Origin of the sequence: Nocardioides ginsengisoli (genome assembly GCF_039537225.1) — a bacterium.
Taxonomy (GTDB): Bacteria; Actinomycetota; Actinomycetes; order Propionibacteriales; family Nocardioidaceae; genus Nocardioides; species Nocardioides ginsengisoli.
In genome coordinates, this window is record NZ_BAABAC010000049.1 from 1 (window position 1) to 24,733 (window position 24,733).

The window sequence follows — 24,733 nt, forward strand, 5'->3', positions numbered from 1 at the left end:
CGAGCAACGTTGGCGGTGGTCCGGTGGGGACCAGGGGTGCATCAGCAGGTCAGTTGTTCCTGCCGACGTGAGGAAGGTAATCCAGTGAGCACGCCGATCGTCGAGATGACCGACGTCAGCAAGCGGTTCCGCACCCCGGGCGGCTTCGGCCGCCGTGGTGCGGGCCTCCTCGCGGTCGACGGCGTCTCGTTGACGGTCGGGCGCGGGGAGGCCGTCGGCCTGGTCGGCGAGTCGGGGTCCGGGAAGTCGACGCTCGCCCGGATGGTCAACGGCCTGGTCGTGCCGACGTCCGGCACGGTCCGCACCGACGGTGACGACGTCGCCGCGCTCGGGCGCCGTGGCCTGCGTCGGCTCCGGCGCCGGGTCGCGATGGTCTTCCAGGACCCGCTCGCGTCGCTCAACCCGCGCCAGACCGTGCGCCAGACGCTGGAGAACGTCTTGCGCGCGCACGGTGAGACGACGTCGACGTCCGAGCTGGTCGAGCTCCTCGCGTCGGTGGGCCTCGGCCCCGACTACCTCGGGCGCTACCCGCACGAGGCGTCCGGCGGTCAGCTGCAGCGGGTCGCCGTGGCGCGGGCGCTCGCGCTGAAGCCGGACCTGATCATCGCCGACGAGCCCACCTCGGCGCTCGACGTGTCGGTCCGCGCCCAGATCCTCAACCTGCTCGCGGATCTGCAGCGCGACCACGGGATCTCGTTTCTGCACGTCAGCCACGACCTGGCAGTGATCCGGCTCTACAGCGACCGGGTCGCGGTCATGCAGCGCGGCCGGATCGTCGAGACCGGCCCGTCCGAGGAGATCTTCCGCTCGCCGCAGCACCCGTGCACGCAGGCGCTCGTCGCCGCGACGCCCGAGGCCGAGCTGCCCACCTGACGACTTGACGTCCTGACCGACCTGACCGACCTGACCGACCTGACCGACCTGACTGATCCGACCGGAGCCGATCCGTGGCCCGAGACGGCGCGCTGCGGAACGTCGTCCGGTCTGCCACCATCTGACCGTGACTCACCGATAGAGAGAAGACCTGTGGGAACCGACCTGTTCGTCCGCCACTTCGGCCGGGATGCCGCCGATGCGCCCGCCGTCCTGATCCTGCACGGCGCCGTCGAGTCCGGCGCCTGCTTCGGCGACGCCGTCGACCGCTGGGGCGGTGACTTCCACATCGTCGCTCCCGACGCGCGCGGCCACGGCCGCTCGCCGGGGCGGCAGCCCGAGCACGTGGGTGTCCCGTCGACCGACGTGATGGTGCAGGACGCGATCGACATCCTCGGCGACCTGCTCGATGCGACCGGGCGCAAGACGCTCGTGGTCGGGCACTCGATGGGCGCGCGGATCGCCGCCTTCGTCGCGGCCGACGCGCCGCACCTGGTCGCCGGCGTGATCCTGGAGGACCCGCCGTGGTGGGTGCCCGAGGCCGGGCCCAACCCGTGGCTGAGCGTGCCCGCCGACCAGCGGGAGCGCGATCCCTTCGACGAGGTCGACGTCCTGACGGTCGACGAGCTGGTCGACCTGCAGCGCGAGCTCAAGCCGCACTGGCCCGAGCAGGAGCTGCGGCCCCTGGCCGAGGCGATGAAGGCCGTCGACACCGACTACATGGAGCAGCGGCTGCACGAGAAGCGCCGGATCTGGACGCCGACCGCGCGCCAGATCACGGTCGGCCCGGCCGGCGTACCGGCGCTGCTCGTGACCGGCACCGGCGACGTCATCGTCGACAAGCACTCGCGTGAGCGGCTCACCGCGGTCGCGCCCGGGTTCGACGTGGTCGTCATTGAGGGCGCGCACCACTGTGTGCGCCGTGATCGGCCGGAGGAGTACCACCGGCACGTCGACGCCTTCCTGCGCGAGAACGCGCCGACGGTGGTCACTCGACGCTGAACGTGTCGGACCGCGCGAGCGGGCCGTAGATCTCCGCGTCCGGCGCGGCGAGCGCGGCCCGCATCGCCTCCAGGCCGGCGCGCACGACGGGATGCCCCTGGTTGTCGCGCCGCGTCGTCATGATGACCTTGCGCAGCGGGGCGATGCCCCGCGTGGGCAGCACGGTCACCCAGTCGGCGTCCCGCGCCGACAGCGCCGACTCCGGCACCAGGCAGATCCCCGCGCCGGCGGCGACCAGCGCCAACGCCGCCCGGTAGTCGTCGGAGACGTGGGTGATCGGCGGGTGGAAGCCGACCTCCGCGCAGGCCTGGAGCACCATGGTGCGGCACGGGTTTCCGGGCGACGGCATGATCCAGCCGTCCGCGGTGAGCTGGGTGAGCTCGATGCCGTCCTCGCCCGCGAGCGGGTGTCCGTGGGGCAGCACCGCCTTGAACCGCTCGATGTAGAGCGGGAACTTGGCGATGTCGGGGGAGTCGCGCTCGGGGTCGGACTCGTACTCGAGGCTGACCGTGACGTCGATGTCGCCGCGCATCAGCATCCGGTGGCTCATGTGCGCCTCGGCGTCGACCACCGTCACGTCGACGCCCGGCGCCTGCCGGCGCAGCTCGACGATCGCGGGCGCCACGACCCAGTTGATGGCCGTCGGGAAGGCACCGATCCGCAGCTGCCCCAGGACCCCGCCCGCGTGCGCGGCGAGATCGGCCTCGGCCATCTTGAGGCGCGAGCTGATCTCCTCGGCGTGGTCGGCGAGGATCCGGCCCGCGGGCGTGAGCGCCAGCTTGCGCCCGGTACGGACGACGAGCGCGTGCCCGACCTCCCGCTCCAGCGCCGCGAGCTGCTGCGACACCGCGGACGGCGTGAGGTGCAGCGCCGCCGCCGTCGCGGTGACCGAGTCGGACAGCACGAAGGCACGCAGGACGAGGAGTCGTCGGGGGTCGATCGTGGGCACGCGGGCTCCGTCGCGTCGGCCGGGCGCCCGTCACGGTGGGGGGATCCGCAAGGCGGGACCGGGGGAATCCCGATGCTAGCGGGCGTTCGGGCCGCTCCGCTCGAGGACGCGACCGCGGTGGTCGAACTCGATCCGGGCCGTCTGGTCGTAGTCGTTGCCGGCCCAGGCGGTGATGCCGACGGGTCCGGGCTCGTCGGCGTCGGTCTCCTCGATGAGCAGGTAGCAGCTCCGCGGCCGGTCGAGGAGCGCCCGTGCCTGCGCGCAGAGGTCCTCGGTGATCACGTCGCGGTAGGTGGCAAGGTCGAACGGCCGGTAGCTGGTGGTCGTCCTAGTGGCGCCGGAGAGGCCCCGGGCGTTCCAGTGGTAGCGGACGGCGCGCTCGTCACCGGGGCCGTGGTCGGGGACGGTGACCTCGGCGTAGGCGTCGTTCAGTGCGGCGGACGTGACGATCGTGCTGCCCCCGTTGGACTCCGCGATGTCGTCGAGGAGCGTGGCGAAGTCGTCCTTCTGCTGCGGTCTCACCTGGGGCGAGACCGTGATCCGCGGCCCGGTCGGTGGGGTGTCGGCGTCGTCACCGCGGCCGTTGAGGAGGGTGAAGAAGCCCGCCACGGCGGCGGCTGCGACGAGGGCGATCAGCGCCGAGCGCGGCGAGGCGGGACGACGCCGGATCGTCCGCTCCGCCACGGTCCGCACGTGCGGCAGCTCGGCCGGCGGAGCGTCGTACGCGGGGTTCTCGCCCTTCGGCTCGGGGTCGGGGGAGTACTGCCGCCACGTGCGAGGTGCCACGCGAGGGAACGCTAGATCATGGCCATGGCACGATGACGACATGGTGGACTCCAGCACCCCCGACGTCGCCGCCGAGGTCGTCGACCTCTGCCGCGACCTGATCCGGATCGACACCTCCAACTACGGCAACGGCGAGGGCCCGGGCGAGCGCAAGGCCGCCGAGCACGTCGCCGGCCTGCTCGACGAGGTCGGCATCGCCGCCGAGGTGATCGAGACCAAGCCGGGGCGGGCGAACGTGGTCGCGCGGTGGGGAGGCTCCGGCGGCTCGAGCGGTTCGGGGTCGGGTGCGGCCGAGCGGGGTGCGCTGCTGCTGCACGGCCACCTGGACGTCGTACCGGCGGCGGCGGAGGACTGGCGCGTCCACCCGTTCAGCGGCGAGGTCCAGGACGGCTACGTGTGGGGCCGCGGCGCGGTCGACATGAAGGACTTCGACGCGATGCTGCTGTCCGTCGTCCGCGCCCGCCAGCGCGCCGGCCGGGCGCCCGAGCGCGAGGTGGTGCTCTGCTTCACCGCCGACGAGGAGGCGGGCGGCCACGACGGTGCGCAGCTGCTCGTCGAGAACCACGCGGAGTGGTTCGAGGGCTGCACCGAGGCGGTCGGCGAGGTCGGTGGCTTCAGCACGACGGTCCGCGGCCGCCGGCTCTACCTGATCGAGGCCGCCGAGAAGGGCATGGCCTGGATGCGGCTCAGCGCCCGCGGCCGCGCCGGCCACGGCTCGATGCTCAACGACGACAACGCCGTCACCCGGCTCGCGTCCGCGGTCGCCCGGATCGGCGCCTACGACTGGCCGGTCCGCCTCACCCCCACCATGCGGACCCTGCTCGCCGCCGTCGGCGAGCTCGCCGGCGTCGAGGCCAACCCGGAGAACGCGCCGACGCTCGTCGAGGAGTTCGGCGGTGCCGCCCGGATGCTCGGCGCCGTGCTCCGCAACTCCGCCAACCCGACCATGCTCGACGCCGGCTACAAGGTCAACGTCATCCCCACCGACGCCACCGCCCACATCGACGGCCGCTTCCTGCCGGGCTTCGAGGACGAGTTCTTCGCCACCCTCGCCGAGCTCACCGGTGAGGGCGTCGACATCGACTTCGTGTCGCGCCAGGCGCCCTGGGAGACGCCGTACGACGGCGCGCTCGTCGACGCGATGACCCGCAGCCTGATCGCGGAGGACCCGGACGCGCTGGTCGCGCCGTACCTGATGAGCGGCGGCACCGACGCCAAGCACTTCGCCAAGCTCGGCATGCGCTCCTACGGCTTCGCGCCGCTGCGCCTGCCCGACGACCTGGACTTCACGGCGCTGTTCCACGGGGTGGACGAGCGGGTGCCGGTGGACGCGCTGGAGTTCGGGGCGCGGGTGATGGACCGGTTCTTGGACCAGGCCTGAAATCTGCGGTTTGGGACCAAACCGCAGGGTTTTGAGCCCGAAATGTTGCGGTTTGGTCCCAAACCGCAATTTTCAGGCGGTCCGGACCGCCCGGATGATCTTGCGCCGGAGCACCACGCGCCGCTTGCCGTCGGGCCCGATCTGGACCCGGTCGAGCTCCCAGCCGCCGTGCTCGGCGCGCTCGATGAGCAGCCGGGTGACCGCGTTGCGGGAGAAGTCCCGCTCGAAGGTGACTCGCTCGAACTCCCACTCCACCCCGCGGCCGAGGCCGCGCATCACGCCGGGGCGGAGCAGCGAGCGGCTCATGCGGCTCCTCCCGACACGTCGTCGAGCGCGGCCCTGATCTCGGGGGGCAGCACCTTGGCCTCGGCGCCGAGCGCGACGCCGAGCTGGGCCGCCGTACGGGCGCCGACGACGGGGGCGGTGATGCCGGGAGAGTCGCGGACCCAGACGAGCGCGACCTCGAGCGGCGTCCAGCCGAGCCCGTCGGCGGCGCGGGCGACGGCCTCGACGATGCCGCGGCTATGGTCGTCGAGGTAGGCCTCGACGAAGCCGGCGAAGACGGGCGAGGCGGCGCGCGAGTCAGAGGGCGTGCCGGTGCGGTACTTGCCGGTCAGCACGCCCCGGCCCAGCGGCGACCACGGGAAGACGCCGAGGCCGAGCGCCTCGGCAGCCGGCAGCACCTCGCGCTCGATCCGGCGGTTGACCAGGGAGTACTCCATCTGGGTCGACGCGATCCGCGCCCGCCCGGCGGTCTCCTGCAGGGTGACCGCGCGGGCGGTCTGCCAGCCGTTGAAGTTGGAGATCCCGACGTACGTCGCGCGGCCGCTGGTCACCGCGTGGTCGAGGGCGCCGAGCGTCTCCTCGAGGGGGACGTCGTCGCTCCAGATGTGGACCTGCCACAGGTCGACGTGGTCGGTGCCGAGCCGCTTGAGGGACGTGTCGAGACCGCGGAGCAGGGCGCCGCGGGCGGTGTCGACGAGCCGCTCGGACCCGCGCCGCCAGATCCCCGCCTTGGTGGCGAGCACGACCTCGTCGCGCCGTACGACGTCGCCGAGGAGGGAGCCGATGAGCTCCTCCGAGCGGCCGTCGGTGTATCCGGCCGCCGTGTCGATCGTCGTACCGCCGGCCTCGACGAAGGCGGTGAGCTGGTCACGGGCCTCGTGCTCGTCGGTGTCCTTGCCCCACGTCATCGTGCCGAGGGCGAGGCGCGACACCCGGAGGCCGCTGGCGCCGACGTACCGCTGCTGCATGAGGCACAAGGTATCCGGCCCGTGGTGCGCCCGGTGCGCCGCCACACCGCCGCGCGGTCAGTCCCTAGGATGTCCGCTCGTGGTCGACTTCCTCCAGGCAGTGTTCCTCGGCGTGCTCCAGGGCCTGACCGAGTTCCTCCCGATCTCCAGCAGCGCGCACCTGCGGATCTTCCCCGAGCTCTTCGGCTGGGGCGACCCGGGCGCCGCGTTCACGGCGGTGATCCAGATCGGGACGGAGCTCGCGGTGCTCGTCTACTTCCGCAAGGACATCTGGCGGATCGCGCGGGCGTGGGTGCTGTCGCTGTTCAAGCCGGAGTACCGCGGCTCGGTCGACGCACGGATGGGCTGGTACATCATCGTCGGCTCACTGCCGATCGTGATCCTCGGCGTCCTGCTCAAGGACATCATCGAGCGCGACTTCCGCAACCTGTGGATCATCGGCTGCACCCTGATCGTCCTCGGCCTGATCCTCGGCCTCGCCGACCGCGTCGGCCGCAACGAGCGCGCCATCCGGCAGATGACCCTGCGCGACGCGGCCCTGATGGGCGGCGCCCAGGCCCTCGCCCTGGTCCCCGGCGTCTCCCGCTCCGGCGCCACGCTGTCGATGGGCCGCTTCCTCGGCTACGAGCGCGAGGCCGCCACCCGCTTCGCCTTCCTCCTCGCCATCCCCGCCGTCGTCGGCGCCGGTGTGTTCGAGCTCAAGGAGATCTCGAACGTCGGCACCGCGCACGCCGGCGAGGCCAACTACGGCTGGGGGCCGACGATCGTGGCGACGATCGTGTCGTTCGTGGTCGGCTACGCGGCGATCGCGTGGCTGCTGAAATGGGTCACGACGAAGTCGTACACGCCCTTCGTGGTGTACCGAGTGGTGCTGGGCGCCGCGGTGCTGGTGCTGCTGGCCAACGGGGTGCTGGCGGCCTGACGCGGGGCGTCGATTGGGCAGAGACCGCAGGTTGCGGGGTCAGATCGCTGCGGTTTGGTCCCAAACCGCAATTGGGAGGCGCGGTGGTCGTTCGCTCAGACTGAATGGGGCCGGGCGGATAGCGCCGGCAAGTGCGGTCTCGCCCGCCCTGCGGCACCGTTTGGTATGCCAACGCGGTCCTGTGGCGACGTCTGACCGCGCAGCTCGGGTGACACCAGAGAAGCCTGGATCGGGTGGAGGTAGAAAGGCTGTCGATTGGCCGGAAACTGCACGTTTCCGACCCAGAACGTTGCGGTTTGGGACCAAACCACAACGTCTTTTCGCCCCTCAGAACCACCCCGACTTCTTGAAGAACACCCACAACCCGGCGACCGACGACAGCATCAGCACGATCGCGAACGGATAGCCGAAGGTCCAGTCCAGCTCCGGCATGTGCGTGAAGTTCATGCCGTAGACGCCCGCGATCAGCGTCGGCACCACGACCAGCGCCGCGCCCGCCGAGATCTTGCGCATGTCGTCGTTCTGTTGGACCGCGACTCGCGACAGGTGTGCGTCGAACGCGCTCGAGAGCAGTCCGTCGAGGACTTCCAGCTCCTCCGACGCCTGGGCGAGGTGGTCGGAGACGTCGCGGAAGAAGGGGCCGGCCTCGGGCTCGATGTGGGTGACGGCGGCGGTGGCGAAGCGGCGCATCGGCTCGCGCAGGGGGTGGACGGCGCGGCGGACCTCGGACAGCTCGCGCTTGAGGATGTAGATCCGCCCCGCGTCGTTGGTACGGCGGTCGGAGAACACGGACGTCTCGACCTCGTCGACGTCGATCTGCAGCTCGGCGACGACGGAGGTGTAGCCGTCGACGACCGCGTCGCACACGGCGTACACGACGGCGGACGGTCCGTGGTCGAGCACCGACTGCTGCTGCTCGAGCTCGTGTCGCGCGTCGCTGAGCGAGGAGCCGCGGCCGTGGCGAACGGTGATCACGAAGTCCTCGCCGATGAACATGTTGATCTCACCGGTCTCGACGGCGTCGTCCTCGTCGACGTACCAGAGCGTCTTCAGCACCAGGAAGAGGCTGTTCTCGTACTGCTCGAGCTTGGGCCGCTGGTGCGCGACGACCGCGTCCTCGACGGCGAGCGGATGCAGGCCGAAGGCGTCGGCGATCTCCTGGAGCTCGACGTGGCTCGGCTCGTAGAGGCCGACCCAGACGAAGTCCTGCTCGCGGCTCGCCGCCTCCCGCAGCGCGGCGTAGTCGTGCAGGTGGCAGTCCACCGGGACGCGGACGCCGTGGCGGTAGACGGCGCTGTCGACGATCACGAACCAACGCTACCCATTCCGGCAGACCGCGTACGTCACTCCCACACCCTCACGTAGTCGACGCTCATCGTCGCCGGGATCGGCGTGGCGTCGGTCGCCTTGTTGCCGCTCGCGCCGAGCAGCATGGTCAGCGCCACGATGTACCTCTTCTGGAACGCCTTGTCGCCCGACGTGTTGACCAAGCAGGGCTTGCCGTTGACGGAGATCGCGATCCGGGTCGGCGACCATTCGAGCGTGTACGTCGTGTAGCCGCCGCGCCGTGCCTGGCAGTCCCACGCCGTGTTGACGCCCGGGCGCGGGCCGCCGTTGTCGTTCCACGTGTAGTGCAGGAACGGGATGGCGAGGGTCGGGTGCTGGGAGTAGGTCTCGGCGACGTCGATCTCGCCCGCGGCCGGCCACAGGTCGAGCGGCTTCTGGTAGCGGTCGTCGGGCCACAGCCAGAAGGTCTCCTGCAGCCCGGGCACGGTCGCCGCGGTATTGGCGTAGCGCGCCTCGAAGCGCCCGTACTGCTGGCTGAAACCGCGATACGTCGACACCATCCCCGAGGTGTACTGCGTCGGCAGCACGCTGTCCTTGAGGCACACCCGGAACCGCCGGTCCTTGCGCAGGGTCAGGTGCAGGGCGCCGCCGGACACCGAGATGTTGTCGGGGTCGTCGAGGTAGCAGGCGTACTTGAGGTCGAGCTCGCCGCTCTTGAAGTTGGTCTGCGGCGTCCAGAGGGTGCGGTCGAGCTCGGTGCCGGAGAAGTCGTCGTGGAAGGTGCACGACCAGTACGAGCCGTCGGCCTTGCGCGGGCGCGGACCGCAGGCGTCGGCGGGCTCGGCGCGGTCGGCGCTCGGCGAGCCGCCGAGGGCAGCGGCGGTCGTCGCGGGGATCGGATAGGCCTTGCTCCGGTAGCGGCCGGCCGCCACCCGGACCTGCCCGGTCTGCGTCCGGCGGGCGAGCAGCGTGGTGAAGGCGTTGCGGCGCACCTTGAGGGTCGTGACCTTCTGCCACGACGTCCCCCAGCGGACCTGGACGACGACCTTCCGCTGCCGGGCCTTCCCTCGCAAGCGGACCTGGGTGGGCGAGACGACGCGCGGCGGCCTGAGCACCGGCTTCTTGCCGACGGCGCGGGCGGTCGCGGCGGAGCCGGTCGAGCCGGTCGAGGTGGTCGAGGCGGCCGAGGCGGGCTGGCCGAGCGCCACGCGGGCCGGAACGAGCGTGCCGAGGCCGAGCAGGACGACGAGTCCGGCGAGCGCGACGGCATATCGACGGGTCGCCAAAGAGAGTCTTGAATTGTTCACAACACGCTCCCGAGTGCGGTTGTAGTTTCCGAGGAAATTCATCGTCGCAGATACCCGCGACACAAACCACGGGCGTGACCGGTCACCGGCACTAGGCTCGCCCGCATGGCGACACTGCTGCTGGTCCGTCACGGTCGTACGACGGCCAACGCCTCCGGGATCCTCGCCGGCCGGACGCCGGGCGTGCGCCTCGACGAGAGGGGTCTGGAGCAGGCCGCGCGTGCCGCGGAGCGGATCGCCGCCGTCCCGCTCACGGCGCTCGTCACCAGCCCCCAGGAGCGCTGTCGGCAGACCGCGAAGGCGCTCGGCGACAGCCAGCGCGACGCCGGGCATCCGGTCGTGAAGGCGGCGACGGAGAAGGCGCTCGCCGAGTGCGACTACGGCGAGTGGCAGGGCCGGCCCATCAAGGAGCTGCTCAAGGAGCCGCTGTGGAAGACGGTCCAGCACCAGCCGTCGGCCGCCGTGTTCCCCGGGGGCGAGTCGATGGTCGCGATGCAGCACCGCGCCGTGGCCGCCGTACGACGGCTCGACGCGGCGATCACCGCCGAGCACGGACCCGAGGCGGTCTGGGTCGCGGTCAGCCACGGCGACATCATCAAGTCGGTCATCGCCGACGCGCTCGGCATGCACCTCGACCTGTTCCAGCGGATCAGCGTCGACCCGGCGTCGGTGTCGGTGATCCGGTATGCGCCGGACCGCCCGTACGTCCTCGCGAGCAACACCGACGCCGGTGATCTGTCCTGGCTCGCGCCCAAGCCCGGCCGGCGGCGCGCCAAGCCGCAGGGTGCTGTCGTCGGCGGCGGCTCGGGCCCCCACTAGGCTCACAACCATGCCGATCGTCCACGGATTCGACCCGCCGGAGCGCTTCGTCGCCGGCACCGTCGGCGAGCCCGGGAGCCGGACCTTCTTCCTGCAGGCCCGAGCCGGCAGCCGGCTCGTCTCGGTCGCCCTCGAGAAGCAGCAGGTCGCCGCGCTGGCGGAGCGGATCGACGAGCTCCTCGACGAGGTCATCGCCGACGGTCGCGCGCGGGGCATCGTCCCCGCGATGGCGCCGTTCGGCCTGGCCGACGACGAGCCGCTCGAGCTGCCGATCGAGGAGGAGTTCCGGGCCGGCACCATGACCCTGTCGTGGGACCCGGACGACGAACGCGTCGTGGTCGAGGTGTTCCCCGTCGGCGAGGAGCCGGTCGAGCTCTCGGACGGCGAGGACCCCGCCGAGCTGCTCCTGGTCCGGCTCGAGCCGGGGCAGGCCCGCGCATTCGTCCGGCGTGCCGAGCACGTCGTGGGCGCGGGTCGCCCGCCGTGCCCGTTCTGCGGCCAGCCGATCGACCCCGAGGGCCACCTCTGCGTGCGCGCCAACGGCTTCAAGCGCCGCGACCCGTGACGCTCACCCTCAAGGGCCGGATCATGCCGGCGTCCAACGCCACCTTCCTCGGCGACCTCGACGGCCGCGAGGTCGTCTACAAGCCGGTTGCGGGGGAGCGGCCGCTGTGGGACTTCCCCGACGGGACGCTCGCCGACCGGGAGGTCGCCGCCTTCCTGGTGTCGGAGGCGACCGGCTGGAATATCGTCCCGCCCACCTGGTGGGGCGAGGGCCCGCACGGCCCCGGGATGCTCCAGGAGTGGCAGGAGGTCGACCCCGACGACGACGCGGTCACCCTCGTGCCGTCGGGCCAGGTGCCGGACGGCTGGCTGGAGGTCGTGGACGGACTCGACGACCGCGACCGCCCCATCACCCTGATCCACGAGGACACCGCGGCGCTGCGCCGGCTCGCCGTCTACGACGTCCTCATCAACAACGCCGACCGCAAGGGCGGACACGTCCTCGCGATGGCCGGGGGACACCGGTACGGCGTCGACCACGGCGTCTCCTTCCACCACGAGCAGAAGCTCCGCACCGTCTTGTGGGGCTGGGCCGACTCGCCACTGACGGTGGAGGAGAGGGATGTCGTCACGGCCGTGCGCACTGCGGTCCGGGGCGAGCTCGGCGAGCGGCTGGGCACGCATCTGGCCGAGCACGAGCTGCGTGCACTCGAGCGTCGTACCGATCGACTGCTGGGATCGGGCGTCCTGCCGAGCCCCTCGGGAGCCTGGCCCGCCATCCCGTGGCCCCCGTTCTGATCGACGCGGCGACCGCGTCACCGGCACAGCGGCACGTGCATGCTCGCCGGGCGAGACCTCCCGCCGCGCTGCCGCCGGCCGCAAACCTCTAACATCGACGCATGCGTAGTTGGAATGCGCCGGCCTTCCCGGCGCCGCCGGTCTCCGGACCCCCGGTCGTGCTCCACGACACCGCCACCGGCAGCAAGGTCGAGACCGCGCCCGACGGCACCGGTCGCCTGTACGTCTGCGGCATCACGCCGTACGACGCGACGCACATCGGTCACGCCAACACCTATGTCGCGTTCGACCTGCTCAACCGCGCCTGGCGCAACGCCGGGCACGACGTCCGCTACGTCCAGAACGTCACCGACGTCGACGACCCGCTGCTCGAGCGCGCCGACAAGGTGGGTGTCGACTGGGTCGAGCTCGCCGAGCGTGAGACCGAGCTGTTCCGCAAGGACATGGAGGCGCTGCGCGTCCTCCCGCCGGTGGAGTACGTCGGCGCTGTCGAGTCGATCCCGCTCGTCATCGACCTGATCCAGCGGCTCGAGGCCGCCGGGTCGATCTACCGCGTCGAGCAGGACCTCTACTTCTCCGTCACCGCCGACCCCGCCTTCGGTGCGGAGTCGAACTACGACCGCGAGACCATGCTCGGTTTCTTCGCCGAGCGCGGCGGCGACCCCGACCGCGCCGGCAAGAAGGACCCGCTCGACTGCGTCGTGTGGCGTGGCGAGCGCGACGGCGAGCCCGCCTGGGACAGCCCGTTCGGCCGCGGCCGTCCCGGCTGGCACATCGAGTGCGCTGCGATCGCCCTCGAGCACCTCGGCGGCGCGTTCGACGTCCAGGGCGGCGGCAGCGACCTCGTCTTCCCGCACCACGAGATGTGCGCCGGCCACGTGCAGGTCGCGACCGGCGAGGCGTTCGCCAAGATCTACTCGCACGCCGGGATGGTCGCCTACGACGGCCACAAGATGTCCAAGTCGCTCGGCAACCTGGTCTTCGTCTCCGCGCTGCGCAACAGCGACATCGACCCGATGGCGATCCGCCTCGCCCTGCTCCGCCACCACTACCGCGGCGACTGGGAGTGGACCGACGCCCAGCTCTGGCAGGCCGTCGACGACATCGCCGCCTGGCGCCGGGCGCTGGCGCTCGGAGCCGGCGCGCCCGCGGCGCCGGTGGTCACCGAGATCCTCGCCGCGCTCGCCGACGACCTGGACGCGCCGCGCGCGGTCGCGGCCGTCGATGCGTGGGTCAGCGCGACCCTCGGCACGGACGGGCTGGCGGACACCAGCGACGCGGAGGCGGCGGTGACACTCCTGCCGGCGCTGGACGCGGCGCTCGGGCTGGCGCTGTAACCGCTCGGCGCGCCTGGCGGCCCGTGGGCGCTGGCGCTGGGCGTGCGCATCCCCGAGGTCGGACAGACTCAGGCAACTCGGCTCACGAGGGCGCCTCGACGTGGCCGCACGGCTGGTCGAAATTGCTGCGGTTTGGTCCCAAACCGCAACCCCAGGCCCCCGAATGTTGCGGTTTGGGACCAAACCGCAACGACAAGTCCAGGCAAGTGGGGCGTCTAGCCCTCTTCGCCCCGTCGCTTGAGATACCGCTCGAACTCCCGCGCGATCGCCTCACCCGACGCCTCGGGCAGGTCGGCGGTGTCCCGCGACTCCTCCAGCGACCGGACATACTCCGCGATGTCCTCGTCCTCCTCGGCCAGCTCGTCCACGCCCCGCTCCCATGCCCGTGCCTCCTCGGGCAGGTCGCCGAGGGGGATCGGCGTCTCCAGGAGGTCCTCGAGCCGGGTGATGAGAGCCAGCGTCGCCTTGGGGCAGGGCGGCTGCGCCACGTAGTGCGGTACGGCGGCCCAGTACGACACCGCCGGCATGTCGATGCGGGTGCAGGCGTCCTGCAGCACTCCGACGATCCCGGTGGGCCCCTCGTACGTCGACTGCTCCAGCGAGAGCCGCTCGAGCAGGTCCGGCTCGGTGGAGGAGCCCGACACCGGGATGGGGCGGGTGTGGGGGCTGTCGGACAGGAGGGCGCCGAGGGTCACGACCATCTCGCCGCCGAGCTCGTCGAGCGCGGCGAGGATCTCTGCGGTGAACTGCCGCCAGCGCATGTTCGGCTCGATGCCGCGGACCAGGATGACGTCGCGGTCGAGGTCCGGGGGAGAGGCGACGGCGATGTGGGTGCTGGGCCAGGTGAGCTTGCGGAAGCCGTTCTCGTCGATGCCGATCGTGGGCCGGTTGACCTGGAAGTCGTAGTAGTCCTCCGGGTCGATCGCGGCCACGATCTTGGCGTTCCAGACCTTCATCAGGTGGTCGACCACGGCGGTCGCGGACTCGGCGGCGTCGTTCCAACCTTCGAACGCGGCGATGACCAGCGGGCGGACCAGCCCGCTGACCGTCTCGATCTCCATCACTCTCCGAGCCTAGTCCCCGGATCCGAGTAGGATCTGCACCAGCCGAGAGGCGTTGCAACGGGCCACCCGCGACGGGCCGCCCGCCACGCTCGGCCGATGACCAAGGACGCCTTCCGAACCGGAAGGATGGGGCATTGTCTGACATCGCAGATCACGACGCAGCCGCGGCGGCCTGGCGGCCGGACGCGACCGAGGAGCTCACGGCTCTGATGCGCGAGCGGATCGTGATCCTCGACGGCGCCATGGGGACTGCCATCCAGCGTGACCGGCCCGACGAGGCCGGCTACCGGGGCGAGCGCTTCGCCAGCCGCGAGGAGTGGCCGAGCGACCTGATCGGCAACAACGACCTGCTCTCGATCTCGCAGCCCGACATCATCGCCGGCATCCACCGCGAGTACCTCGACGCGGGCGCCGACATCATCGAGACCAACACGTTCAACTCCAACGCGGTCTCGCTGGCCGACTACGGCATGGAGTCGCTGTCGTACGAGCTCAACCTCGAGTCCGCGCGCCTGGCGCGCCGGGTCGCCGACGAGGTCGCGGCCGCCACCGGCCGCCCGCGGTACGTCGCGGGCGCGCTCGGCCCCACGACGCGCACCGCCTCGATCAGCCCCGACGTCAACGACCCGGGTGCGCGCAACGTCTCGTACCAGCAGCTCGTCGAGGCCTACCTCGAGGCCACCCGTGGCCTCGTCGACGGCGGCGCCGACCTGCTCTTCATCGAGACGATCTTCGACACGCTCAACGCCAAGGCGGCGATCTTCGCGGTCGAGACGCTCTTCGAGGAGGCCGGCCGCCGGTGGCCGGTCGTCATCTCGGGCACCATCACCGACGCCTCCGGCCGCACCCTGTCCGGCCAGGTCACCGAGGCGTTCTGGGACTCGGTCCGTCACGCCCGGCCGCTCGCCGTCGGCCTCAACTGCGCGCTCGGCGCCAAGGAGATGCGCCCCTACGTCGCCGAGCTGTCCCGGCTCGCCGACTCGTTCGTGTCGGCCTACCCCAACGCCGGCCTGCCCAACGCCTTCGGTGAGTACGACGAGGCGCCCGGCGACACCGCGGCCGTGCTGGTCGAGTTCGCCGAGGCCGGCTTCCTCAACATCGTCGGCGGCTGCTGCGGCACCACCCCGGCCCACATCGCCGAGATCGCCCGCCGGATGGAGGGCCGCGCAGTCCGCGAGCCGATCGGCGTCGAGCCGGCCATGCGCCTGTCGGGCCTCGAGCCGTTCACGATCACCGACGACAGCCTGTTCGTCAACGTCGGCGAGCGCACCAACATCACCGGCTCGGCGCGCTTCCGCAACCTGATCAAGGACGGTGACTACGACACCGCCCTCTCCGTCGCCGCGCAGCAGGTCGAGGCCGGCGCCCAGGTCATCGACATCAACATGGACGAGGGCATGATCGACGGCGTCGCGGCCATGGACCGCTTCGTCAAGCTGATCGCCAGCGAGCCCGACATCAGCCGCGTCCCGCTGATGATCGACTCCTCCAAGTGGGAGGTCATCGAGGCCGGTCTGCGCTGCGTCCAGGGCAAGCCGATCGTCAACTCGATCTCCATGAAGGAGGGCGAGGCTAAGTTCATCGAGCACGCCAACCTCTGCAAGAAGTACGGCGCCGCCGCGGTCGTGATGGCGTTCGACGAGGACGGCCAGGCCGACAACCTCGAGCGCCGCAAGGCCATCTGCGAGCGGGCCTACCGGGTGCTCGTCGACAAGGTCGGCTTCCCGGCCGAGGACATCATCTTCGACCCCAACGTCTTCGCGGTGGCGACCGGCATCGAGGAGCACGCGACGTACGGCCTCGACTTCATCGAGGCGACCCGCTGGATCAAGCAGAACCTGCCGGGCGCCAAGGTCTCCGGCGGCATCTCCAACGTGAGCTTCAGCTTCCGCGGCAACAACCCGGTCCGCGAGGCGATCCACGCGGTGTTCCTGTTCCACGCCATCGAGGCGGGGCTCGACATGGGCATCGTCAACGCCGGCGCGCTGGTGCCCTACGACACCATCGACCCCGAGCTGCGCGACGCGATCGAGGACGTCGTCCTCAACCGCACCGCCGACTCGCTGGCCGCCACCGAGCGGCTGCTCGAGCTCGCCGAGGCCCACCGCGGCACCGGCGAGAAGGTCGAGGCGGCCGCGGAGGAGTGGCGCTCGCTGCCCGTCGGCGAGCGGATCACGCACGCGCTGGTCAAGGGTCTCGACGGCTTCGTCGAGTCCGACACCGAGGAGCTGCGTCAGGAGATCGCCGCGCGCGGCGGCCGGCCGATCGAGGTCATCGAGGGCCCGCTGATGGACGGCATGAACGTCGTCGGTGACCTCTTCGGCGCCGGCAAGATGTTCCTCCCGCAGGTCGTGAAGTCGGCCCGCGTGATGAAGAAGGCCGTCGCCTACCTGATCCCCTTCATCGAGGAGGAGAAGGCGGCCAACCCCGAGCTCGCCAGCCAGAAGGACACCAACGGCACGATCGTCCTGGCCACGGTCAAGGGCGACGTCCACGACATCGGCAAGAACATCGTCGGCGTCGTCCTGTCGTGCAACAACTACGAGGTCATCGACCTCGGCGTGATGGTGCCGGCGCAGAAGATCCTCGACACGGCCAAGGAGGTCGGCGCCGACATCATCGGACTGTCGGGCCTGATCACGCCGAGCCTCGACGAGATGGTCGGCTTCGCCACCGAGATGCAGCGCCTCGGGCTCGAGATCCCGCTCCTCATCGGCGGCGCCACGACCTCGCGCGCCCACACCGCGGTCAAGGTCGACCCCAAGTACTCCGGCCCCGTGGTCTGGGTCAAGGACGCCTCCCGCTCGGTCCCGACCGCCGCCGCGCTGCTCGACGATCGCCAGCGCCCGGCTCTGCTCGAGGCGACCAAGGCCGACTACGACTCGCTGCGCGCCCGGCACTCCCAGAAGTCCGACCGCCCGCAGCTGTCGTTCGCCGACGCCCAGGACAACAAGTCGCCGATCGCGTGGGACGGCTACGCCCCGCCGCAGCCGCGCTCGCCCGGCGTCCACGTCCTCGCCGACTACGACCTGACCGAGCTGCGCGACTACATCGACTGGCAGCCGTTCTTCAACGCGTGGGAGATGAAGGGCAAGTTCCCCGACATCCTCAACAGCCCCACCCACGGTGAGGCCGCGCGCAAGCTCTACGAGGACGCGCAGGCGATGCTCGACCGGCTGGTCGCCGAGAAGTGGCTGACGGCCCATGGCGTCTACGGCCTGTTCCCCGCGGCCAGCACCGGCGAGGACGTCGTGGTCTACGAGGACGACACGCGGGGCGCCGTCCGCGCGACGCTGCACCAGCTGCGCCAGCAGGGCCAGCACCGTGAGGGCGTGCCCAACCGGTCGCTCGCCGACTACGTCGCCCCGATCGGCAGCGACCTCGCCGGCGGCGGTGACTGGGTCGGCGCGTTCGCGGTGACCGCGGGCCACGGCACCACCGAGCGGATCACGGCGTTCAAGGAGGACCTCGACGACTACTCGGCGATCCTCCTCGAGGCGCTCGCCGACCGGCTCGCGGAGGCGTTCGCGGAGCGGCTGCACCAGCGGGTGCGCACCGAGTTCTGGGCGCACGTACCCGAGGAGCAGCTCTCCAACGAGGACCTGATCGCCGAGAAGTACACCGGAATCCGCCCCGCCCCGGGCTACCCGGCGTGCCCCGACCACACCGAGAAGCGCACCATCTGGGAACTGCTCGACGTCCAGGCCACCACCGGCATCGAGCTCACCGAGTCGATGGCGATGTGGCCGGGCGCGTCGGTCTCCGGCATCTACTACAGCCACCCCGAGGCGCAGTACTTCGTCGTCGGGCGGCTCGGTCGCGACCAGATCGCCGACTACGCCGAGCGCAAGGGTTGGACGGTCGCGGAGGCCGAGCGCTGGCTCTCCCCGAACCTCGGCTACGACCCGGAGGACTGATCCGACGCCCACCCAGGCGCACCGCTCGCCCCGCCCCGACGTGTCGGCGGCGGGGCGAGTGCGTCTCGGCCTACCCTCGGATGATGGCCGACCTGACAGAGCCCTGCCCCAACTGCAGCACCCTGATGCGCTGGGAGACGTCGCACGAGCGCTGCGACGGCTGCGGCTACATCCGCCCGTGCTGCGAGGGCGCGCCCTGCAACTGATCCCTGGAGCCGTGAGGAGTCCGCGATGCGCAAGGTGACCTACTCGATGGGCGTCACGCTCGACGGCTTCATCAAGGACGCCGACGGCAGCTTCGACTGGGGCGATCCCGACCCGGACGTCTTCGCGCACTCGATGGACGAGATCCAGGAGGTCGGCGTCCACCTGCTCGGGCGCCGGCTCTACGAGACGATGCTCTACTGGGAGACCCACGCCGACGACCCCGCGCTCAGCGAGATGGAGCGGGAGTGGACGACACTCTGGAACCCGCTGCCCAAGGTGGTGTTCTCGCGGACCCTCACCGAGGTCGAGGGTGCGGCCGCCCGGCTCGCGACCGGCACGCTGGCCGAGGAGATCGCCCGACTGCGGGCCGAGCCGGGGGAGGGCGACATCGCCCTCGGCGGCGCCGAGCTCGCGGCGCAGGCCGCCGAGCAGGACCTCATCGACGAGTACCTGATCCGGGTCTTCCCGGTCGTGGTGGGCGGCGGGACGCCCTTCTTCGCGCGCGACGAGCAGCGGCGCCGACTCGAGCTCGTCGAGACCCGGACGTTCTCCTCCTCCGGGGTCGTCTACCTGCGTCATCGCCGCGTCCGGTGAGTGCCTAGGCTGGTGCCGTGACCAGTGAACGCCGACTGCCCGCCGCCGTCCTGTGGGACATGGACGGGACCCTGGTCGACACCGAGCCGTACTGGATGGCGACCGAGAACGAGATCGCCGAGGCCCACGGCGCGACCTGGACGCACGAGGACGCGATGACCCTGGTCGGAAACGACCTGCTCACCTCGGGCGCCTATATCAAGGCCAAGCTCGGGCTCGCGCAGTCGGCCGAGGAGGTCGTCGAGATGCTCCTCGACGGTGTCGTCGCGCAGGTCCACCACGCGGTGCCGTGGCGTCCGGGCGGGCGCGAGCTGCTGCTGGCGCTGCACGACGCCGGCGTGCCGTGCGCGCTGGTCACCATGTCCTACCAGCGGCTGGTCGCGCCGATCCTCGAGCACCTGCCGCCGGAGACCTTCCGGGTGATCGTCACCGGCGACATGGTCGACAACGGCAAGCCGCACCCGGAGGCGTACCTGACCGCGGCCGCCGCGCTCGGCGTCGAGCCGGCCGAGTGCATCGCGATCGAGGACTCGCCGACCGGCGCCACCTCCGCGGAGGAGGCCGGCTGCCGGGTGCTCGTCGTACCGAACCACGTGCCGGTGGACCAGGGGCCGCGCAGGGTGTTCCGGACCTCGCTGGAGGACGTCACTCCGGCGGAGCTGGGCTCGCTGGTCTGACCTGCGGGTCGGGGAACACCGGCGGCGTGCCGCCGTAGGACGGGCAGAGCGCCTGGTGGGAGCACCACTGGCACAGCGGACCCGGCCGGGACTGGAACTCGCGCAGCTCGGTCGCCTGCTGGATCGCCTGCCACACGGCATGGACCTTGCGCTCGGTGGCGAGCAGGTCGTGCTCGTCGGGCTCGTAGCGCAGCACCTCGCCGTTGCCGAGGTAGATGATCTGGAGCAGCCTGGGGATCACGCCGCGGGTGCGCCACAGGACGAGCGCGTAGAACTTCAGCTGGAAGAGGGCCTTGCCCTCGAACATCTCGCTGATCGCGTTGCCGGTCTTGTAGTCGACAATGCGGATCGCTCCGTCGGGCGCCACGTCGACCCGGTCGATGACGCCGCGCAGCAGGAGCTTGGCGTCGGTGAGCGTCTCGACGTACAGCTCGCGGTCGGCGGGCTCGAGGCGGCGCGGGTCCTCGAGGTCGAAGTAGCGGCGCAGCGTCTCGCGGCACGACACCAGCCAGGCCGCGATCTCGGGGCCGTCGGCCGGGAACATCGCGGTGACCGCGGGCTCGATCTCCTGCAGCTCGGCCCACGCGGGGTCGATCATCGTGTCGGCCTGCTCCGGCGTGCGGTCGGCCGCGGGCAGGTCGAAGAGCTGCTCGAGGACGCGGTGGACGACGGTGCCGCGGACGGCGGCCGGCGAAGGCTGCTCGGGCAGCCGGTCGATGGTGCGCAGCCGGAACAGCAGGGGACAGGACATGAAGTCGCCGACCCGGGACGGCGACAGCGCGCCGAGCACCTCGACGCCGTCGACCTGCGTACCGCCGCGCTCGGACGGGTCGGCCGGTTCGACGCCGGTGCGCTCGGTGGACGTGGTCATGGCTCGACCCTAGGCGAGAGGTCCGACAGTGGCCGGGGGAGCGTCCAGCAGGTGTCGCCGGATAGCCTCGAGGTGTGTCCGGTCATGCCCCCCAGAGCCCCGAGCGCACCCCTGTGCCCCGAGGCATGTTCCGGATCGGCCGGATCGCCGGCAGCGACGTGCTCGTCTCCGGGTCCTGGTTCCTCATCGCCGCGCTGATCGCGCTCGTCATGGCGCCGCGCGTCGACCAGGTCGAGCCCGGGCTCGGCGGCTTCAAGTACGTCGTCGGGCTGGCGTTCGCGGTGGCGCTCTACCTCGCCGTCCTGGTCCACGAGGCGGCGCACGCGCTGGTCGCGCGGCGCTACGGGTTCAAGGTCAACTCGATCACCCTGCACTTCCTCGGCGGCGCGACGTCGATCGAGGGGGAGGCGCAGCGACCGCGGCAGGAGTTCTGGATCGCCGTGGTGGGTCCGCTGAGCTCGCTCGCGGTCGGCGCGGTGGCGCTGGGCCTGTGGTTCGTGGTGCCGGGTGGTCTGCTCCAGCTCGTCGTCGAGGGACTCGCGGGCGCCAACCTGCTGATCGGCGTCCTCAACCTCGTCCCGGGCCTGCCGCTCGACGGTGGCCGGGTGCTCAAGTCGGCCGTGTGGGCGGTGACCGGCCAGGTCCACACCGGCACGACGATCGCCGCCTGGGGCGGCCGGGTGACCGCGGTCGCCGTGGCCGCATGGGCGCTGCTGAGCGCGCAGGACGGCTCGTTCGCCAACCCGTTCGTGCTCGCGATCGTCGCCGTCTTCCTCTGGACCGGCGCCAGCCAGTCGCTCGCGGTCGCGCGCCTCGCCCGTCAGTTCGCCGGCATCGAGGCGCTGCGGCTCGCGCGGCGCACGCTCGCCGTACCGTCGGACCTGCCGCTGGCCGAGGCGATCCGTCGCGCCCAGGAGGCCGAGGCGGGGAGCATCGTCACCGTCACCACCGACGGTCGTCCGGTCGGTCTGGTCGACGAGGCCGCCGCGCGCGCCGTACCGGACGAGCGGAAGCCGTGGGTCGCCGTCTCCACCGTCACCCGCAGCATCGAGCCGGGGCTCCAGCTGCCGCTGTCGGTGAGCGGCGCCGAGCTGCTCGACGCGATCCGCCGCACGCCGGCGTCGGAGTACCTGCTGCTCGATCCGGAAGGGCAGGTCTACGGCGTCCTGGCCACGGCCGACGTGCTGAAGGTCGTGCGCGGGTCCCGCTGAGTGCCCGCGGCTGGTCGGCCGGTAGATTGCGCCGGTGACCGAAGCGACTCCTGACGTGCCGAACGACGCCTGGTCGGGCGTCCACCGCGGCCCCCTGCGCGCCGGCGAGTGGGTGCGCCTGGTCGACGGCAAGGGCCGCAAGCACAACTTCGAGCTGGTGCCCGGCAAGCGGTTCTTCTCCAACAAGGGCCACCTCGACCACGACGAGCTGATCGGGCGCGAGGAGGGCTTCGCCGTGACCTCGTCGGTCGGCGGCGAGTACCTCGTCTTCCGGCCCCTCCTCTCCGAGTTCGTGGTCTCGATGCCGCGCGGCGCCGCCGTCGTCTACCCCAAGGACTCCGCCCAGATCGTGGCGATGGCCGACATCTTCCCCGGCGCCCACGTCGTCGAGGCCGGCGTCGGCTCCGGCGCCCTCACCTGCTCGCTGCTGCGCGCGGTCGGTCCGCACGGCCGGGTGTCGTCGTACGAGCGGCGCGAGGAGTTCGCCGACGTCGCCCGCCGCAACGTCACCCAGTTCTTCGGCGGCGACCACCCCGCCTGGCAGCTCACCCTCGGCGACCTCGCCGAGGCGCTGCCGGCATCGGGTGAGCGCTGCGACCGGATCATCCTCGACATGCTCGCGCCGTGGGACTGCCTCGACGCGGCAGCCGACGCGCTGCGGCCCGGCGGGATCGTGTGCGCCTACGTCGCGACGACCACCCAGCTGTCGAAGTTCGTCGAGGCGGTGCGGGTGCACGGCGGGTTCACCGAGCCGGCGCCGTGGGAGTCGCTGGTGCGCGACTGGCACGTCGAGGGACTCGCCGTCCGGCCGGGACACAAGATGATCGGGCACACCGCGTTCTTGGTGACCGCTCGCCGGATGGCTCCGGGGGAGCGGGCGCCGTTGAAGAAGCGTCGTCCGGCGCCGGGCGCGTACGGGCCGGACTACACCGGTCCGCGGCCGCCGGGGGTGCCGGAGACGCCGGCTGACGACTGAGTCGGAGGCCTGCCCGAAGTTGCGGTTTGGGACCAAACCGCAACGTTTTGGCCCCAAAACCATGCGGTTTGGTCCCAAACCGCATTAATCACTTCCCTGTAACACGTCCCCGAGTAGGGTCGATCCAGGAGGTGTGCCATGACGAGCATGGGAGAAGGCACTTCGGGAAGCCACCGTTCCCCGAGCCGTGAGGAGCTCGAGGAGCAGGTGCGCTACCTCGAGGACGAGGTCCACGACCTGCGCCGCCGACTGGTCGACACGCCCGGGGGGCCTTCGCGTTCCCTGGAGATGCGTCTCGCCGATGCGCAGCGCTCACTCGCCGCGGTGACCGCGCAGAACGAGCGGCTCGCTACGACGTTGCGCGACGCGCGCGACCAGATCATGAAGCTGAAGGAGGAGGTCGACCGGCTGGCGCAGCCGCCGGCGGGCTTCGGCACCTTCCTGCAGCGCAATGAGGACGACTCGGTCGACGTGTTCACCGGCGGGCGCAAGCTGCGGGTGACGGTCAGTCCGTCGGTCGATCTCGACACGCTGCGCCGCGGGCAGGAGGTCATGCTCAACGAGGCGCTCAACGTGGTCGCGGCGTTCGACTACGAGACGGTCGGCGAGGTGGTGATGCTCAAGGAGGTGCTGGCCGACCGCGAGCGCGTCCTGGTCATCGCCAACGCCGACGAGGAGCGCGTCGTCCGCCTCGCGGAGCCGCTGCTCGACGAGACGCTGCGCGCGGGCGACTCGCTGCTGCTCGACTCCCGTGCGGGCTACGTCTACGAGAAGGTCCCGAAGTCGGAGGTCGAGGAGCTGGTCCTCGAGGAGGTCCCCGACATCACGTACGAGACGATCGGCGGTCTCGGCAACCAGATCGAGGCGATCCAGGACGCCGTCGAGCTGCCCTACCTCTATCCCGAGCTGTTCGCCGAGCACGAGCTCAAGCCGCCGAAGGGCATCCTGCTCTACGGCCCGCCGGGCTGCGGCAAGACGCTGATCGCGAAGGCGGTCGCCAACTCGCTCGCCAAGAAGGTCGCCGCGAAGACGGGCCAGGAGGGGAAGTCGTACTTCCTCAACATCAAGGGCCCGGAGCTTCTCAACAAGTACGTCGGTGAGACCGAGCGCCACATCCGGCTGGTGTTCCAGCGGGCGCGCGAGAAGGCGAGCACCGGTACGCCGGTCATCGTGTTCTTCGACGAGATGGACTCGCTCTTCCGCACCCGCGGCTCCGGCGTGTCGTCCGACGTCGAGAACACGATCGTCCCGCAGCTGCTGAGCGAGATCGACGGCGTCGAACTGCTCGAGAACGTGCTGGTCATCGGTGCGTCCAACCGCGAGGACATGATCGACCCGGCGATCCTGCGCCCGGGCCGGCTCGACGTGAAGATCAAGATCGAGCGCCCGGACGCCGAGTCCGCGCGCGACATCTTCAGCAAGTACCTCACCCAGAGCCTCCCGATCCATGCCGACGACCTCGCCGAGTTCAATGGCGACCGGAAGGCGGCCACGGCCGGGATGATCCGGGCCACGGTCGAGCGGATGTATTCGGAGACCGAGGAGAATCGCTTCCTCGAGGTCACCTATGCCAACGGTGACAAGGAGGTCCTCTACTTCAAGGACTTCAACTCGGGCGCGATGATCCAGAACATCGTCGACCGAGCCAAGAAGATGGCGATCAAGGACTTCCTCGAGCACGACCAGAAGGGCCTGCGCGTCTCCCACCTGCTCCAGGCGTGCGTCGATGAGTTCAAGGAGAACGAGGACCTGCCCAACACGACAAACCCCGACGACTGGGCCCGCATCTCCGGCAAGAAGGGCGAGCGGATCGTCTTCATCCGCACGCTCATCACCGGCAAGCAGGGCACCGAGCCGGGTCGCTCGATCGACACGGTCAGCGACACGGGCCAGTATCTGTAACCAGCCCTTGGCCGGCTCACCTAGGGTGGGGCCGTCCACCAACGACAATCATTCCGAGGAGCCCCCGTGGTCAAGAAGCTCGTCATCGTCGCGCTC

The 24,733-nt window shown here is 71.0% G+C and carries 23 protein-coding genes; 15 read left to right on the plus strand and 8 right to left on the minus strand.

Annotation, left to right across the window (positions count from 1 at the left end; all coding sequences use genetic code 11):
• The first annotated feature begins 84 nt into the window (after nt 1–84).
• Nucleotides 85–873: an ATP-binding cassette domain-containing protein gene (locus AB4880_RS23610; protein WP_367921673.1), complete on the plus strand. Its 789-nt coding sequence runs from the start codon at nt 85–87 to the stop codon at nt 871–873.
• Nucleotides 874–1,026: 153 nt separating this feature from the next.
• Entirely contained in the window at nt 1,027–1,875 is an 849-nt protein-coding gene (locus AB4880_RS23615) for an alpha/beta fold hydrolase (protein ID WP_367921674.1), read from the plus strand.
• On the opposite strand, the gene AB4880_RS23620 is transcribed toward AB4880_RS23615, so the two are convergent.
• Complete coding sequence (locus AB4880_RS23620) at nt 1,862–2,824, minus strand: LysR family transcriptional regulator (RefSeq protein ID WP_367921675.1); 963 nt, start codon at nt 2,822–2,824, stop codon at nt 1,862–1,864. The genes AB4880_RS23615 and AB4880_RS23620 overlap by 14 nt on opposite strands.
• Nucleotides 2,825–2,899: 75 nt before the next feature.
• A complete protein-coding gene (locus AB4880_RS23625) occupies nt 2,900–3,610 on the minus strand; it encodes a hypothetical protein (protein WP_367921676.1) in 711 nt (236 codons plus the stop codon).
• A gap of 40 nt (nt 3,611–3,650) precedes the next feature.
• Between AB4880_RS23625 and AB4880_RS23630 the strand changes: the two genes are divergently transcribed.
• Nucleotides 3,651–4,991 carry a M20/M25/M40 family metallo-hydrolase gene (locus tag AB4880_RS23630; RefSeq protein WP_367921677.1) on the plus strand — a complete coding sequence of 447 codons (1,341 nt, stop codon included), beginning with the start codon at nt 3,651–3,653 and terminating at the stop codon, nt 4,989–4,991.
• A gap of 72 nt (nt 4,992–5,063) precedes the next feature.
• Here the strand turns inward: AB4880_RS23630 and AB4880_RS23635 are convergent, their stop codons facing one another.
• Together AB4880_RS23635 and AB4880_RS23640 are read right to left on the minus strand one after the other, a co-directional pair.
• The gene (locus tag AB4880_RS23635; protein WP_367921678.1) at nt 5,064–5,297 is read right to left on the minus strand and encodes a DUF5703 family protein; all 234 of its coding nucleotides are present in this window, start codon (nt 5,295–5,297) and stop codon (nt 5,064–5,066) included.
• On the minus strand, nt 5,294–6,244 hold the full coding sequence (locus tag AB4880_RS23640; RefSeq protein ID WP_367921679.1) for an aldo/keto reductase: 951 nt from the start codon (nt 6,242–6,244) through the stop codon (nt 5,294–5,296). Before AB4880_RS23640 ends, AB4880_RS23635 begins: the two co-directional genes overlap by 4 nt.
• Nucleotides 6,245–6,323: 79 nt before the next feature.
• Here AB4880_RS23640 and AB4880_RS23645 point away from each other — a divergent pair, with 79 nt between their 5' ends.
• The gene (locus tag AB4880_RS23645) at nt 6,324–7,166 is read left to right on the plus strand and encodes an undecaprenyl-diphosphate phosphatase (protein WP_367921680.1); all 843 of its coding nucleotides are present in this window, start codon (nt 6,324–6,326) and stop codon (nt 7,164–7,166) included.
• Nucleotides 7,167–7,493: 327 nt separating this feature from the next.
• On the opposite strand, the gene corA is transcribed toward AB4880_RS23645, so the two are convergent.
• Nucleotides 7,494–8,474, minus strand: coding sequence for a magnesium/cobalt transporter CorA (corA, locus tag AB4880_RS23650; RefSeq protein ID WP_367921681.1), 981 nt, complete (start codon nt 8,472–8,474; stop codon nt 7,494–7,496).
• Between the two features lie 35 nt (nt 8,475–8,509).
• Nucleotides 8,510–9,739 (minus strand): glycoside hydrolase family 16 protein, encoded by a 1,230-nt coding sequence (locus AB4880_RS23655; protein WP_367921682.1) that lies wholly within the window; start codon nt 9,737–9,739, stop codon nt 8,510–8,512.
• 126 nt (nt 9,740–9,865) lie between these two features.
• Between AB4880_RS23655 and AB4880_RS23660 the strand changes: the two genes are divergently transcribed.
• From AB4880_RS23660 to mshC, 4 genes are all read left to right on the plus strand, one after another.
• Entirely contained in the window at nt 9,866–10,579 is a 714-nt protein-coding gene (locus AB4880_RS23660) for a histidine phosphatase family protein (RefSeq protein WP_367921683.1), read from the plus strand.
• A 10-nt stretch (nt 10,580–10,589) separates the two neighbouring features.
• Nucleotides 10,590–11,144 carry a DUF3090 family protein gene (locus AB4880_RS23665; protein ID WP_367921684.1) on the plus strand — a complete coding sequence of 185 codons (555 nt, stop codon included), beginning with the start codon at nt 10,590–10,592 and terminating at the stop codon, nt 11,142–11,144.
• Complete coding sequence (locus tag AB4880_RS23670) at nt 11,141–11,881, plus strand: SCO1664 family protein (RefSeq protein ID WP_367921685.1); 741 nt, start codon at nt 11,141–11,143, stop codon at nt 11,879–11,881. Before AB4880_RS23665 ends, AB4880_RS23670 begins: the two co-directional genes overlap by 4 nt.
• Nucleotides 11,882–11,982: 101 nt before the next feature.
• Nucleotides 11,983–13,218, plus strand: coding sequence for a cysteine--1-D-myo-inosityl 2-amino-2-deoxy-alpha-D-glucopyranoside ligase (gene mshC / locus AB4880_RS23675; protein ID WP_367921686.1), 1,236 nt, complete (start codon nt 11,983–11,985; stop codon nt 13,216–13,218).
• 215 nt (nt 13,219–13,433) lie between these two features.
• Here the strand turns inward: mshC and AB4880_RS23680 are convergent, their stop codons facing one another.
• A complete protein-coding gene (locus tag AB4880_RS23680) occupies nt 13,434–14,279 on the minus strand; it encodes a PAC2 family protein (protein WP_379228881.1) in 846 nt (281 codons plus the stop codon).
• A 212-nt stretch (nt 14,280–14,491) separates the two neighbouring features.
• On the opposite strand from AB4880_RS23680, the gene metH reads away from it, so the two are divergent.
• The 4 genes from metH to AB4880_RS23700 all read left to right on the plus strand — a co-directional run bounded on the left by metH (nt 14,492) and on the right by AB4880_RS23700 (nt 19,677).
• A complete protein-coding gene (gene metH, locus AB4880_RS23685; protein WP_379228894.1) occupies nt 14,492–18,199 on the plus strand; it encodes a methionine synthase in 3,708 nt (1,235 codons plus the stop codon).
• An 83-nt stretch (nt 18,200–18,282) separates the two neighbouring features.
• On the plus strand, nt 18,283–18,405 hold the full coding sequence (locus AB4880_RS23690; protein WP_367921689.1) for a hypothetical protein: 123 nt from the start codon (nt 18,283–18,285) through the stop codon (nt 18,403–18,405).
• A 25-nt stretch (nt 18,406–18,430) separates the two neighbouring features.
• Nucleotides 18,431–19,000, plus strand: a complete 570-nt coding sequence (locus AB4880_RS23695) for a dihydrofolate reductase family protein (protein WP_367921690.1) — start codon at nt 18,431–18,433, stop codon at nt 18,998–19,000.
• Nucleotides 19,001–19,017: 17 nt separating this feature from the next.
• The gene (locus AB4880_RS23700; RefSeq protein ID WP_367921691.1) at nt 19,018–19,677 is read left to right on the plus strand and encodes an HAD family hydrolase; all 660 of its coding nucleotides are present in this window, start codon (nt 19,018–19,020) and stop codon (nt 19,675–19,677) included.
• Here AB4880_RS23700 and AB4880_RS23705 read toward each other — a convergent pair.
• Complete coding sequence (locus AB4880_RS23705) at nt 19,646–20,548, minus strand: RecB family exonuclease (RefSeq protein ID WP_367921692.1); 903 nt, start codon at nt 20,546–20,548, stop codon at nt 19,646–19,648. The genes AB4880_RS23700 and AB4880_RS23705 overlap by 32 nt on opposite strands.
• Nucleotides 20,549–20,622: 74 nt before the next feature.
• Between AB4880_RS23705 and AB4880_RS23710 the strand changes: the two genes are divergently transcribed.
• From AB4880_RS23710 to arc, 3 genes are all read left to right on the plus strand, one after another.
• Nucleotides 20,623–21,759: a site-2 protease family protein gene (locus tag AB4880_RS23710; RefSeq protein WP_367921693.1), complete on the plus strand. Its 1,137-nt coding sequence runs from the start codon at nt 20,623–20,625 to the stop codon at nt 21,757–21,759.
• Nucleotides 21,760–21,784: 25 nt separating this feature from the next.
• Nucleotides 21,785–22,735 carry a tRNA (adenine-N1)-methyltransferase gene (locus tag AB4880_RS23715; RefSeq protein ID WP_379228892.1) on the plus strand — a complete coding sequence of 317 codons (951 nt, stop codon included), beginning with the start codon at nt 21,785–21,787 and terminating at the stop codon, nt 22,733–22,735.
• 138 nt (nt 22,736–22,873) lie between these two features.
• Nucleotides 22,874–24,637: a proteasome ATPase gene (gene arc / locus AB4880_RS23720; RefSeq protein WP_379228878.1), complete on the plus strand. Its 1,764-nt coding sequence runs from the start codon at nt 22,874–22,876 to the stop codon at nt 24,635–24,637.
• The last annotated feature ends 96 nt before the right edge of the window (nt 24,638–24,733 follow it).